The organism is Rhodopseudomonas boonkerdii (assembly GCF_021184025.1).
Lineage (GTDB): Bacteria > Pseudomonadota > Alphaproteobacteria > Rhizobiales > Xanthobacteraceae > Tardiphaga > Tardiphaga boonkerdii.
Genome location: NZ_CP036537.1, coordinates 3,554,732 through 3,566,976, shown reverse-complemented (window position 1 = coordinate 3,566,976; position 12,245 = coordinate 3,554,732). Strand labels below are relative to the sequence as shown.

Annotated in this window: 12 protein-coding genes; 10 read left to right on the top strand and 2 right to left on the bottom strand. The window is 62.5% G+C overall.

Going from position 1 to position 12,245, the window contains the following annotated elements; genetic code table 11:
- Window positions 1–129 precede the first annotated feature (129 nt).
- From dapA to E0H22_RS16340, 4 genes are all read left to right on the top strand, one after another.
- Window positions 130–1,023: a 4-hydroxy-tetrahydrodipicolinate synthase gene (dapA, locus tag E0H22_RS16355; RefSeq protein WP_233022067.1), complete on the top strand. Its 894-nt coding sequence runs from the start codon at window positions 130–132 to the stop codon at window positions 1,021–1,023.
- 82 nt (window positions 1,024–1,105) lie between these two features.
- Window positions 1,106–1,525, top strand: a complete 420-nt coding sequence (gene mscL, locus E0H22_RS16350) for a large conductance mechanosensitive channel protein MscL (protein ID WP_233022066.1) — start codon at window positions 1,106–1,108, stop codon at window positions 1,523–1,525.
- Window positions 1,526–1,586: 61 nt separating this feature from the next.
- A complete protein-coding gene (smpB, locus tag E0H22_RS16345; protein WP_233022065.1) occupies window positions 1,587–2,060 on the top strand; it encodes an SsrA-binding protein SmpB in 474 nt (157 codons plus the stop codon).
- 128 nt (window positions 2,061–2,188) lie between these two features.
- Window positions 2,189–2,764, top strand: a complete 576-nt coding sequence (locus tag E0H22_RS16340) for a peroxiredoxin (protein WP_233022064.1) — start codon at window positions 2,189–2,191, stop codon at window positions 2,762–2,764.
- A gap of 125 nt (window positions 2,765–2,889) precedes the next feature.
- Here the strand turns inward: E0H22_RS16340 and E0H22_RS16335 are convergent, their stop codons facing one another.
- Together E0H22_RS16335 and E0H22_RS16330 are read right to left on the bottom strand one after the other, a co-directional pair.
- Window positions 2,890–3,549, bottom strand: a complete 660-nt coding sequence (locus E0H22_RS16335) for a uracil-DNA glycosylase (protein ID WP_233022063.1) — start codon at window positions 3,547–3,549, stop codon at window positions 2,890–2,892.
- Window positions 3,550–3,592: 43 nt separating this feature from the next.
- Window positions 3,593–4,219 (bottom strand): LabA-like NYN domain-containing protein, encoded by a 627-nt coding sequence (locus tag E0H22_RS16330; RefSeq protein ID WP_233022062.1) that lies wholly within the window; start codon window positions 4,217–4,219, stop codon window positions 3,593–3,595.
- Window positions 4,220–4,631: 412 nt separating this feature from the next.
- Here E0H22_RS16330 and rpoZ point away from each other — a divergent pair, with 412 nt between their 5' ends.
- The 6 genes from rpoZ (at window position 4,632) to E0H22_RS16300 (ending at window position 12,205) form a co-directional block, all read left to right on the top strand.
- Window positions 4,632–5,024: a DNA-directed RNA polymerase subunit omega gene (gene rpoZ, locus E0H22_RS16325; RefSeq protein WP_233022061.1), complete on the top strand. Its 393-nt coding sequence runs from the start codon at window positions 4,632–4,634 to the stop codon at window positions 5,022–5,024.
- Window positions 5,025–5,267: 243 nt separating this feature from the next.
- Window positions 5,268–7,610 (top strand): RelA/SpoT family protein, encoded by a 2,343-nt coding sequence (locus E0H22_RS16320; protein WP_233022060.1) that lies wholly within the window; start codon window positions 5,268–5,270, stop codon window positions 7,608–7,610.
- 996 nt (window positions 7,611–8,606) lie between these two features.
- Window positions 8,607–9,755 carry a thiolase domain-containing protein gene (locus tag E0H22_RS16315; RefSeq protein WP_233022059.1) on the top strand — a complete coding sequence of 383 codons (1,149 nt, stop codon included), beginning with the start codon at window positions 8,607–8,609 and terminating at the stop codon, window positions 9,753–9,755.
- A complete protein-coding gene (locus E0H22_RS16310; protein ID WP_233022058.1) occupies window positions 9,755–10,144 on the top strand; it encodes a Zn-ribbon domain-containing OB-fold protein in 390 nt (129 codons plus the stop codon). The genes E0H22_RS16315 and E0H22_RS16310 overlap by 1 nt, the downstream gene beginning before the upstream one ends.
- 149 nt (window positions 10,145–10,293) lie before the next feature.
- The gene (locus E0H22_RS16305) at window positions 10,294–11,154 is read left to right on the top strand and encodes a MaoC/PaaZ C-terminal domain-containing protein (protein ID WP_233022057.1); all 861 of its coding nucleotides are present in this window, start codon (window positions 10,294–10,296) and stop codon (window positions 11,152–11,154) included.
- Window positions 11,155–11,323: 169 nt separating this feature from the next.
- Window positions 11,324–12,205, top strand: a complete 882-nt coding sequence (locus E0H22_RS16300; RefSeq protein ID WP_233022056.1) for an SDR family oxidoreductase — start codon at window positions 11,324–11,326, stop codon at window positions 12,203–12,205.
- Window positions 12,206–12,245: the final 40 nt, after the last annotated feature.

The following is a 12,245-nucleotide window of genomic DNA, read 5'->3' as shown; positions in this document are numbered from 1 at the left end:
AAACGCCGCAAAACCGATCGGATCGCGCCTTCGGCGGTCTTTCGCCGCAGCTCCGAAGCCGGTAAGACTCGCAGCTCGTTCAACAGGTTCAAGCAGACGGCGGAAGCCGCATCGCGTTCGGAGCAGGCCATGGCAGCCACCAAGACGATTTTCCGGGGGTCTTACACAGCTCTGGTCACTCCGTTCAAAGCCGGTGCGCTGGACGAGGAAGGTTTTCGCGCGCATGTGGCCTGGCAGATCGCCGAAGGCTCCAACGGCCTGGTTCCCGTGGGCACGACCGGCGAGAGCCCGACCCTGAGCCATGACGAGCACGCGAAGGTCGTCGAATGGTGCATCGACGAGGCCAAGGGCCGCGTGCCGGTCATCGCCGGTGCTGGCTCGAACTCGACCCGTGAAGCCGTGGCACTGGCGCAGCATGCCGAGAAGGCCGGCGCCGACGCCGTTCTCGTCGTGACGCCATACTACAACAAGCCCACCCAGGAGGGCATGTATCAGCACTTCAAGGCGGTGAATGATGCCATAGGCATTCCGATCATCATCTACAACATTCCCCCGCGCTCCGTGGTCGATATGTCCGTCGAGACCATGGCGCGCTTGTACGAATTGAAGAACATCGCCGGTGTGAAGGACGCCACCGCCGATGTCGGCCGCGTCTCCAAGCAGCGCCACGCCATGGGACCGGATTTCATCCAGCTCTCGGGCGAGGACATGACCGCGCTGTCCTATATGGCGGCTGGCGGTCATGGCTGCATTTCGGTCACCGCCAATGTGGCGCCCAAGCTGTGCGCCGAACTGATGCAGCAGGTGTTCAAGGGTGACTATGCCGGTGCGCTCAAGATCCAGGATCGCCTGACGCCGCTGCACGATGCGATCTTCAAGGAGCCGGGTCTCGCCGGCGCCAAGCACGGCCTCAAGCTGCTCGGCCGCGGCGACGAAAGCGTGCGACTGCCCTTGCTGCCGGTCACCGAAGGCACCGGCAAGACGATCCGCGCGGCGATGGTTCATGCAGGCCTGATCAACTAGATGTTGAGTGGCGTACTCGCGTCATCGTCGCTTATGCGGCGCCGTCTATTTTGATGACTCAGAAAGCCAAAGGAGATTGCGTATGCTGAAGGAATTTCGCGATTTTGCGATGAAGGGCAACGTGGTCGATCTCGCCGTCGGCGTGATCATCGGTGCGGCGTTCGGTGCCATCGTATCCTCGATGGTTGCCGACATCATCATGCCGGTCGTCGGCGCCATCACCGGCGGCCTCGATTTCTCGAACTACTTCACCGGCCTGTCGAAGTCGGTCACCGCGACCAACCTGGCCGATGCCAAGAAGCAGGGCGCCGTGCTCGCCTGGGGCAACTTCCTCACACTGACCCTGAACTTCATTATCGTCGCCTTCGTGCTGTTCATGGTGATCCGCGCCATGAATACGCTGAAGCGCAAGGAAGAAGCCAAACCGGCAGAACCGCCGAAGCCGAGCGCCGAAGCCGCGTTGCTCACCGAAATTCGCGACCTCCTCAAGGCGAAAGCCTGATCGGCTTGGGACAGGGCGCGGGCATTCCTATATTTGGCGCCTGACGCCGAAAGAACTGACGATGTCCGAGAAGAACGAACGCCCGATCAAGCTCATCGCGGAAAACCGCAAGGCCCGCTTCAACTACGCCGTGGAAGACACGGTGGAGGCGGGCATCGCGCTGACCGGCACCGAGGTGAAGTCGATCCGCAACGGTAAGAGCACCATTGCGGAATCCTATGCCGATCCGAAGGATGGCGAGATCTGGCTGGTCAACGCCAATATCCCGGAATATCTGCAGGCGAACCGCTTCAACCACGAGCCGAAGCGCCCGCGCAAGCTGCTGCTGCATCGCAAGCAGATCAACAAGCTGATGGGCGCGGTGGAACGCCAGGGCATGACCCTGATTCCGCTGAAGATGTATTTCAACGAGCGCGGCCGGGTGAAGCTGCAGCTCGCGCTCGCCAAGGGCAAGCAGCTCCACGACAAGCGCGCCAGCGAGAAGGAGCGCGACTGGAGCCGCGAAAAGGGCCGTTTGCTCAGGGCGAGAGGATAGTGCAGTCCCTCATCCTGAGGAGCCGCGTAGCGGCGTCTCGAAGGATGAGTGTCGCGGCGCATGGTTCGAGACGGCGCAAGGCGCCTCCTCACCATGAGGCTGGAGTCATTGTGGCATTGGGAGTGGATATGACCCAACCGAATCTCACCGACGTCGATTGGAGCAAGATCCCGGCGCCCGAGGATGATGGCGCCGCCGCCCATCTGGCCGGCATGACGATCCCTTCGGTCAGCCTGCGCGCCACCGACGACAGTGTCGTCGATCTCTCCGAGCTCAAGGGCCGCACCGTGGTGTTCGGCTATCCGCGCACCGGCGAGCCCGGCAAGATCGGCCTCACCGACGACTGGGACATGATCCCCGGCGCGCGCGGCTGTACGCCGCAGGCCTGTTCGTTCCGCGATCTGTTTTCCGAACTCCGCGCTGCCGGTGCGAAACATGTGTTCGGGCTATCGACCCAGAGCAATGCCTATCAGCTCGAGATGGCCGCGCGCCTGCACCTGCCGTTTCCGGTCTTGTCCGACGAGAAACTCGAACTCACCGATGCGCTGAACCTGCCGACCATGGATGTCGCCGACCTCACGCTGATCAAGCGCCTCGCGCTGATCGTCGACGACGGCACCATCACCCATGTGTTCTATCCGGTGTTTCCGCCGGACCGGAATGCGGGCGACGTGCTGGCCTGGCTGAAGGCCCATCCGGTTTAGATCGCCGGCCGCAGCGCGGACTTTTCTGTCGTCGCCCGGCTTGACCGGGCGATCCAGCAAACACGGAAGGTGCGGAGTGTACTGGGTCACCCGGTCGAGCCGGGTGACGACAGGTGAGTTCTGACTCAGGTCGTCAGATCCGCCTTCACCTTTGCGAACACCGCGCGAAACATCTCCGGCGTCAGCACGCCGGTATTCGTGTTGTAGCGGGAGCAGTGATAGCTGTCATAGAGCTTGAACCGCCCGGCATCGTGGACGGCACCATGCGCGAACGGTGCTGCCGCGGCGCGCAGGCCCAGCGTCTTCAGCATCGTGTCATGGGCGACGCGGCCGAGCAGTACGACGGCGCGCAGGCGCGGCATCGTTTGCATGGTCGCGATCAGGAACGGCCGGCAGGTGGCGATCTCCACGGGCAGCGGCTTGTTCTGCGGCGGCACGCAGCGCACCGCATTGCTGATGCGGCTGTTGGTCAGCACCAGGCCGTCGTCCGGCCGCGCCGCGTAGCTGCCGGCCGCAAACCCGAAATGGAGCAGCGTGTCATAGAGCAGGTCGCCCGCATAATCGCCGGTGAACGGGCGCCCGGTCCGGTTGGCGCCCTGGGCGCCCGGCGCGAGACCGACGATCAGGAGCTGCGCGTCGGCAGGGCCGAACGAGGGAACGGGCGCGTTGAAGGCGTCGGGCTCCTGCGCCCGCAGCGCCATGCGGTAATCGACCAGGCGGGGGCAGAGCGCGCAGTCCCGTCCGGGATCGGTGGCCGTGCCGGCGGCGATCGCTGTCGCGACCACCGCCGGCTGCTGCCTGCTGAGCTGCGTCCGAGTCCTTGAAAGTTCAGTCTTCGAAATCGTCGTCGCCTCGCGGTGCAACGGTTGCCGAGCGCTGCAGGAATTGCGGCGTCTGGTGACGCGGCTCGCGCGGCGCAGGGCGTTCGGACGGATCGCGGCCGATCTTGCTCTGCAACTCGATCAGATCGGTGAAGACATCCGCCTGACGGCGCAGTTCGTCGGCGATCATCGGCGGTTGGCTCGAAATGGTCGAGACCACCGTCACGCGCACGCCGCGGCGCTGCACCGCTTCCACCAGCGAGCGGAAGTCGCCGTCGCCGGAGAACAGCACGATCTGATCCACATGCTCCGCGAGTTCCATGGCATCGACGGCAAGCTCGATGTCCATATTGCCTTTCACCTTGCGCCGGCCCGACGCATCGATGAATTCCTTGGTGGCCTTGGTGACGACGGTGTAGCCGTTGTAGTCGAGCCAGTCGATCAGCGGGCGAATCGAGGAATATTCCTGATCCTCGATGATCGCGGTGTAATAAAACGCACGGACCAGGGTGCCGCGGCTCTGAAATTCCTTGAGAAGGCGCTTGTAATCGATGTCGAAACCGAGCGTCTTCGCCGTGGCATAGAGATTGGCGCCATCGATGAAGAGCGCGATCTTGTTAGAAGATTGAGACATCAAGTTTTCTCTAGGGTTCGTTGAGTTTGTGGTTTTTGGCGCAGCAAAACCGTCACCGCACATTCGGGATCGTGATACTGGTCGTGCATCAAGTCGTCGGCATCAAATCCATGCCCGCCTTCTGGCAGATCGGCCCGACCGAACATCACGCAAGCGAAGGGGAGAGCGATAGGCCCATCTTTTTGCCGATGCAATAAAGCCTTTTGGTGTCCCAAATCCTGTCGGAAAGACCGTTATTTAATGGTATCGATCTCTAATATCGTAAGGGGCTTTCGAGGGTAACATGATCCCGTCGAAAACGAAACTGCGAAGCCGGATTCCAATTTCGTTCTTGCGCTGGGTGCGAAGCCGCTATACCTAGCGCGCAACAATCCCATTTTTCGGTCTCTCAACCACAACGGAGCGACATTTCATGGCGCGCGTCACCGTAGAAGATTGCATCGACAAGGTCGATAATCGTTTCGATCTGGTCCTGTTGGCAGCCCATCGCGCTCGCATGATCTCATCGGGTTCACAACTCACGATTGATCGTGACAACGACAAGAACCCGGTTGTCTCGCTGCGTGAGATCGCCGACCAGACCATTTCGCCGGAAGATCTCCGCGAAGAGCTCGTGCATTCGCTGCAGAAGTTCGTCGAAGTGGACGAGCCGGAAGCCGATACGGTGCCGCTGATCGGTTCTGCCGGCGCCAGCGTCGATGCCGACGATACCGAGGTGGCCGTCGAGCGCATGACCGAGGAAGAGCTGCTCAAGGGCCTCGAAGGCCTTGCGCCGCCGGAAGAACAGCCGGAAGAGGACGAGTAAGCCGACAGGCTTCGCTCTCGGTTCATCACAGTTTCGCACAAGGCCCGGACCGCAAGTCCGGGCCTTTGCATTTGCGTGACGTTTCGGGGCAAATTATCTGCAGTGTTCGAGCACGATCCCGAAAAGTGGATGCCGATTTTCGAATAAGATCGTGCTCAGACGGAGAAAATCCTGCAGTCTGAGCCATCGCAATGAAGCAGACTTCAGTAAACCATCCGCGCCCCGGCAGAATTGAGGAATGCAATGGCGACGTCGCGCCGTCAGTCACGGCAGATGCAGGCCGCAAACGATACCACAGCGCTCCAGCAGGGGCAGGTAGAGGGGGCGGCTGCTCCCGCACGTCCGAGCCCCACGCAGCCGCCCGATACAACCAGCGCTGGCAAGGCTCCACGCGGCGCCCGCATGATGCGCCAATACGATCTGGTCGAACGCGTCCGCGCCTATAATCCGAACACCGACGAGGACCTGCTCAACCGCGCCTACGTCTATGCGATGGTCGCCCATGGCGAGCAGACCCGGGCCTCCGGCGATCCCTATTTCACCCATCCGCTCGAAGTCGCGGCGATTCTCACCGACCTCAAGCTCGACGACGCCACCATCGTGGCGGCGCTGCTGCACGACACCATCGAGGATACCGAGGCGACGCGGGCCGAGATCGACAAACTGTTCGGCCCGGATATCGGCGCGCTGGTCGAAGGTCTCACCAAGCTGAAACGGCTCGAACTGGTCTCTCGCGAGGCCAAGCAGGCCGAGAATTTGCGGAAACTTCTGCTTGCCATCGCCGACGATGTGCGCGTGTTGCTGATCAAGCTCGCCGACCGCCTGCACAATATGCGGACCATGGAGTTCATGCCACCGGCCTCGCGCCGCCGCATTGCCGAGGAGACGCTGGACATCTACGCGCCGCTCGCCGGCCGCATGGGTATGCAAGCGATGCGGGAGGAGCTTGAGGAGCTGTCCTTCAAGGTGCTTGACCCCGACGCCCACCTCGTCGTCATGCAGCGGCTCGACGCGCTCACCGAGCGCAACCGCGACCTCATCGGCATGATCGAGACGCATCTGTCGAGCAAGCTGCAGAAGAACGGCATCAAGGCCCGCGTCACCGGCCGCCGCAAGAAGCCGTTTTCGATCTGGACCAAGATGAAGCGCAAATCGGTGGGCTTCGAGCAGCTCTCCGACATCTACGGCTTCCGCATCATCCTCGAAGACCTTGAGGCCTGCTACCGTGCGCTTGGCGTCGTGCATACGACCTGGCCCGTCGTGCCCGGCCGCTTCAAGGACTACATTTCGACGCCGAAGCAGAACGATTACCGGTCGATCCACACCACGGTGATCGGCCCCGGCAATCAGCGTGTCGAATTGCAGGTCCGAACCGAGGAGATGAACCGCATCGCCGAATACGGTATCGCGGCGCACGCCTTCTACAAGGAAGGCGCGGGCTCGCCGAACGAGCGGCTGAAGCGCGAGTCGAATGCTTTCGCCTGGCTGCGCCACACCATCGGCATCCTTTCGGAAAGCACCAATCCGGAAGAGTTCCTGGAACACACCAAGCTCGAACTGTTCCACGACCAGGTGTTCTGCTTCACGCCGAAGGGCAAGCTGATCGCGCTGCCTCGTAATGCCAATGTGATCGACTTCGCCTATGCCGTGCATACCGATGTCGGCAACAGCGCGGTGGGCTGCAAGATCAACGGCAAATTTGCGCCTCTGTCGTCCGAGCTCCAGAACGGCGATGAAGTCGAGGTGCTGACCTCGAAGGCGCAGCAGGCGCCGCCTGCCGCGTGGGAGTCGCTTGCCATCACCGGCAAGGCACGCGCCGCGATCCGCCGCGCCACGCGCACCGCGATGCGCGATCAATATGCCAGCCTCGGCCGCCGTATTGTCGAGCGCCTGTTTGCGCGTGCCAAGATCGAATATGGCGACGACCAGCTCAAGGGAGCGTTGCCGCGCCTCGCGCGTGCGTCGATCGACGAGGTGATGGCCTCGGTCGGCCGCGGCGAACTTCGCGCGGCCGATGTCGCCCGCGCCATGTATCCGGACTACAAGGAAGAGCGTGTCGGCGGCCGTTATGCGGCCAACAAGAAGAGCACGGCCGACAAGGTGCGTTCGGGCGAGGGCGCCAGCAAGTTCCTGTCGGTGATCTCCATCGGCGGTGTAAATTCGGATCTGCCGGTGCGCTTCGCGCCCAATGGCGGCGCCGTGCCGGGCGATCGCATTGTCGGCATCGTCACGCCGGGCGAGGGGATCACCATCTATCCCATCCAGTCGCCGGCGCTGCGCGAGTTCGAGGAGGAGCCGGAGCGCTGGGTCGATGTGCGGTGGGACGTGGACGATTCATCGCCGCAGCGTTTCCCGGCCAGACTCTTTTTGCAGAACGTCAACGAGCCCGGCAGCCTCGCCCAGATCGCCCAGGTGATCGCCGATCATGACGGCAACATCGACAATATCAGCATGCACCGCCGCTCGCCCGATTTCACCGAGCAGACCATCGATCTCGGCGTCTACGACCTCAAGCATCTCAGCGCGATCATCAACCAATTGCGCGCGAAAGCGGTGGTGGCGAAGGTGGAGCGGGTGAACGGGTAGGGTGTCTCTGCCTATCGTTGCCCGCTTGACCTGGTGGCCTCCACGCCTGCTGTCATTGCCGGTCGTGCGCGCAATTGCGCGCGAGGACCGGGCAATCCAGTAGACACCCAGGGATCGGATCAAGCTGTTCAGTCGGTGTGTACTGGATCCCCGCTTTCGCGGGGATGACAAGCAGAGTCTAAATGTTCTCATTTCGTTCTTGACAATATTCCTCTCGTTGCCCTATATCCCTGCCGTCTTGTTCGCGGGGGGCGCTCTCATGAGGCGTTCTTTGAGCGGGACAGGATGCGGAGCCCGCGGCCTGCCTCGCAAGCAGGACTCGGGAGGCCGGGGGTCACCGTCCCTCCCCAATACGAGGGGGAGCCGATAGGTCGGCTGCGACGGCACAGGCGAACGGCGGAGAAATCCGTCGGGATCAGCGGCTCGGAAACTTGCTGCGGCAAGGAGTAAGGGACGTGCCGGTGTGCGACAGAGCGGTCCTCCAGCCAAAAGTCCCGCGGTGGCACGCCGTCAGGCGTTGCGCGGCCGGCCAGCACTGGCGATCCAGTGCAAACCGATCGCGTCAGTCCCACCCCCACGCGCCTTGCGGCGTGCCGCCTCCCCTCATGTCTTCGAGGGGAGACCTGCTCACACCTCGGACGCGCAAGCGCCGCGAGAAGATAAACGCTCGTCCGTAGGGCGGATGAGCGCAGCGTAATCCGCCAGCCGAGCCCAAAGCTGAAACTCCACGGCGGATGACGCCTTCGGCTCATCCGCCTTACGGTCACGGCAGCTGACGAGCCCACCAATTCCGGAAATCCTGCTCTCCGCTTTTGTGAGAGCTCACGAACCAGATTGGCAAACAGCTACAACACAAGCGAAAAGCTCCGCGACAGTTTTGCCTCCATTCCGCTTAGTGAAATTCACGTCCGCAGTGTGAAATGTTGTCGCTTGCCAAGCCTGCATCGAACCGGCAGAAAAAACTGAACCGGGACGAAACACCAAGCGGAGAGACGATTGAGTATCAAGGGCAAGGCCTATATCGCGGGCATCTACGAGCATCCGACGCGCCATGCGCCGGATAAATCGGTCTGGCAGCTGCATGCCGAAGTCGCCAAGGGCGCGCTCGAAGATGCAGGCCTGACGCACAAGGACGTGGACGGTCTGTTCATCGCCGGCGATGCCAATGGCGGCCTCTGGCCGATGACCGACTATCTCGGCCTCAAGCCGCGCCATGTCGATTCAACCGAAACCGGTGGCTGCTCCTACATCATCGCGCTCGGCCACGCCGCGCAGGCGATCGCCTTGGGCAAATGCTCGGTCGCGCTGATCACGCTGGCCGGCAAGCCGCGCACCTCGCCGCCGACGCCGCGTGCGCAGGGTGCCGAGGCCGATTTCGAAACGGCCTTCGGCGCAACCACGCACAATGCCTATGGCATGGCCGCGATGCGCCACATGCACGATTACGGCACCACCTCCGAACAGCTCGCCTGGATCAAGGTCGCCGCCTCGCATCATGCGCAATACAATCCGCATGCGATGCTCAAGGATGTCGTCACCGTCGAGGACGTGCTGAACTCGCCGATGATTTCCGACCCGCTGCGCCGCATGGATTGCTGCGTCGTGACCGATGGCGGCGGCGCGCTCATCGTCACCACCGAAGCGATCGCGAAGAGCCTGAAGAAGCCTTTGGTCCGCCTGATCGGCCACGGCGAGGCCATGAAGGGCCCGCGCGGCGGCAAGGATCTCGACCTCACTTATTCGGCGGGCGTGTGGTCCGGTCCGCGCGCTTTCGAGGAAGCGGGCGTGACGCCGCAGGACATGAAGTATGCGTCGATCTATGACAGCTTCACTATCACCGTGCTGATGCAGCTTGAGGATCTCGGCTTTTGCAAAAAGGGCGAGGGCGGCAAGTTCGTGTCCGACGGCAACCTGATCTCGGGCGTCGGCAAGCTGCCGTTCAACACCGATGGCGGTGGTCTGTGCAGCAACCATCCGATCAATCGCGGTGGCATGACCAAGATCCTCGAAGCCGTGCGCCAGCTGCGCGGCGAGGCCCATCCGAAGGTGCAGGTCCCCAATTGCGACCTCGCCATTGCTCACGGCACCGGCGGCCTGCTCGGCGTGCGCCATGCTGCCTCGACCGCCATTCTGGAGCGCGTGTGATGACTGAAGCCAAGAAGTATCCAGCCCCAGTGGGCAATCCGGAAACCCAGCCGTTCTGGGATGCGGCCAAGGACGGCAAGTTCCTGATCAAGCGTTGCAAGACCTGCGGCGACGCGCATTTTTTCCCGCGCTCGATCTGTCCGTTCTGCTTCTCCGACAAGACCGAGTGGGAAGAGTCATCGGGCGAGGGTGAAATCTACACCTACAGCCACATGCGCAAGTCGGCGACCGGCCCTTATGTCATCGCCTATGTGACGCTGAAGGAAGGTCCCTCGGTGCAGACCAACATCGTGGACTGCGATCCGGCCGCGGTGAAGATCGGCCAGAAGGTGAAGGTGGTGTGGAAGCCGACCGACGGCGCGCCACTGCCGTTCTTCACGCCGGCGTAAAACTCCGCCCTCATCCTGAGGAGCGCGCTCTCGCGCGCGTCGCGAAGGATGAGATGCCACGCACAACACTCCTCATGGTTCGAGACGGCGCCGAAGGCGCCTCCTCACCATGAGGGGACTGAGCCAACAAGAAACGGGAGAAAACGCATATGCCAATCGTCTATGAAGAGCTGATGGCGATGAAGAATATCGGCCAGAAATATTCCTGGACCGACCGCGAAGTCATGCTCTACGCCTATGGCATCGGCATGGGCGCTGATCCCATGAACGAGACCGAACTCGCTTTCGTCAATGAAGGCACCTACACGCCGCGCCCGCTGAAGGTCGTGCCGACTTTCGCGTCGGTCGCGGCATGGGGCTCTGGTCCCGGCGACATGAAGCTCAACCGTGTGATGGTGGTCGACGGTGAACGCGACATCACCTTCCACAAACCGTTGCCGGTCGAGGCCAAGATCACCGCTGACAGCAGCGTGCTCGGCGTGTTCGACAAGGGCAAGGACAAGGGCGCCGTCATCCTGCACCAGACCATCTTGCGCGATGAAAGTGGCGATGCGCTCGCGACCCTGGTAGCTTCGCGCTTCGCGCGCGGCGATGGCGGTTTCGGCGGTCCGTCGGAAGGTCAGCCCGAACCGCACAAGGTGCCGACCCGCACGCCGGACAAAGTGATCGATATCACCACGCGCCCAGATCAGGCGCTGGTCTATCGCCTCTGCGGCGATCGCAATCCGCTGCACTCGGATCCGGAATTCGCCAAGAAGGCCGGCTTCCCGCGTCCGATCCTGCACGGCATGTGCACCTACGGCATCACCTGCCGCGGCGTTCTGCAGACCTATGCCGACTACGATCCCGGCGCCTTCAAGCAGCACGGCGCGCGCTTCTCGTCGCCGGTGTTCCCGGGCGAGACGGTGACCATGGAGCTGTGGAAGGACGGCAACGTCGTCAGCTTCGAAGCCAAGGTGAAGGACCGCGGCGTGACGGTGATCAAGAGCGGGCGCACGGTGCTGGCGTAACTACGCGGTGTCATTCCGGGGTGCGCGCAACGCGCGCGAACCCGGAACCCCGATATGTTCAGTGATCCACATGACGAGATTCCGGGCTCCGTCCCGTCGCCTGCGACGTCGATCCGTCCCCGGAATGACGGAGAACTAAGACAACAAAAACAACACAGGGAGAAATGCCATGGGTCTTCTCGACGGTAAGGTCGCCATCATCACCGGCGCTGGCGGCGGTCTGGGTGAAGCCTACGCAAAACTGTTCGCGCGCGAAGGCGCATCCGTCGTGGTCAACGATCTCGGCGGCCCGCGCGATGGCTCCGGCGCCGATGTCTCCATGGCGCAGCAGGTCGTCGATGCGATCACGAAAGCCGGCGGCAAGGCCATCGCCAACGGCGCCGACATCTCCACGACAGCCGGCGGCCAGTCGGTGTTCGACGATGCCATCAAAGCCTTCGGCAAGGTCGATATCCTCGTCAACAATGCCGGCATTTTGCGCGACCAGAGCTTTGCCAAATCCACGGAAGAGGCGTGGGACAAAGTGATAAAAGTGCATCTCAAGGGCACTTATTGCGTGACCAAGCCCGTGTTCAATTTCATGCGCGACCATGGCGGTGGCGTCATCGTCAACACGTCGTCGACATCCGGCCTGATCGGCAATTTCGGCCAGAGTAATTATGGCGCAGCGAAGGGCGGCATCTGGGGCCTGTCCAATGTGCTGGCCATCGAAGGGCGCAAATACGGCATCCGCATCTGGACCCTGTCGCCGGGCGCGCTGACGCGCATGACGGCCGACCTGCCGCGCTATATCGAAAATCCCGGCGCCGCCCTCGATGCCGACGGCATCGCGCCGGCGGTGCTCTACATGGTCAGCGATCTCTCGGGCGACCAGACCGGCAAGGTGCTCGGCGTCTCCGGACCGCGCGGCGTGCGCGAGATGAAGATGATGGAAATGGAAGGCTGGAAACCGCCGTTGGACAAGCCCTGGAATGCCCAGGACATCGCGACCCATGCGGCCGAGATCTTCTTCTCGGACGCCGACGCGAAGCAGGGCGCGCGCCGGTTCTAAGTGCGGCGAGGGGGCGGACAAGGCCTTTGTTTCGCGCTAG

Excerpts from the sequence above, each read along its gene's own strand:
- dapA (WP_233022067.1), top strand. The coding sequence starts at position 130 with ATGGCAGCCACCAAGACGATTTTCCGGGGGTCTTACACAGCTCTGGTC.
- mscL (WP_233022066.1), top strand. The coding sequence starts at position 1,106 with ATGCTGAAGGAATTTCGCGATTTTGCGATGAAGGGCAACGTGGTCGAT.
- smpB (WP_233022065.1), top strand. The coding sequence starts at position 1,587 with ATGTCCGAGAAGAACGAACGCCCGATCAAGCTCATCGCGGAAAACCGC.
- E0H22_RS16340 (WP_233022064.1), top strand. The coding sequence starts at position 2,189 with ATGACCCAACCGAATCTCACCGACGTCGATTGGAGCAAGATCCCGGCG.
- E0H22_RS16330 (WP_233022062.1), bottom strand. The coding sequence starts at position 4,219 with ATGTCTCAATCTTCTAACAAGATCGCGCTCTTCATCGATGGCGCCAAT.
- rpoZ (WP_233022061.1), top strand. The coding sequence starts at position 4,632 with ATGGCGCGCGTCACCGTAGAAGATTGCATCGACAAGGTCGATAATCGT.
- E0H22_RS16320 (WP_233022060.1), top strand. The coding sequence starts at position 5,268 with ATGGCGACGTCGCGCCGTCAGTCACGGCAGATGCAGGCCGCAAACGAT.
- E0H22_RS16310 (WP_233022058.1), top strand. The coding sequence starts at position 9,755 with ATGACTGAAGCCAAGAAGTATCCAGCCCCAGTGGGCAATCCGGAAACC.
- E0H22_RS16305 (WP_233022057.1), top strand. The coding sequence starts at position 10,294 with ATGCCAATCGTCTATGAAGAGCTGATGGCGATGAAGAATATCGGCCAG.
- E0H22_RS16300 (WP_233022056.1), top strand. The coding sequence starts at position 11,324 with ATGGGTCTTCTCGACGGTAAGGTCGCCATCATCACCGGCGCTGGCGGC.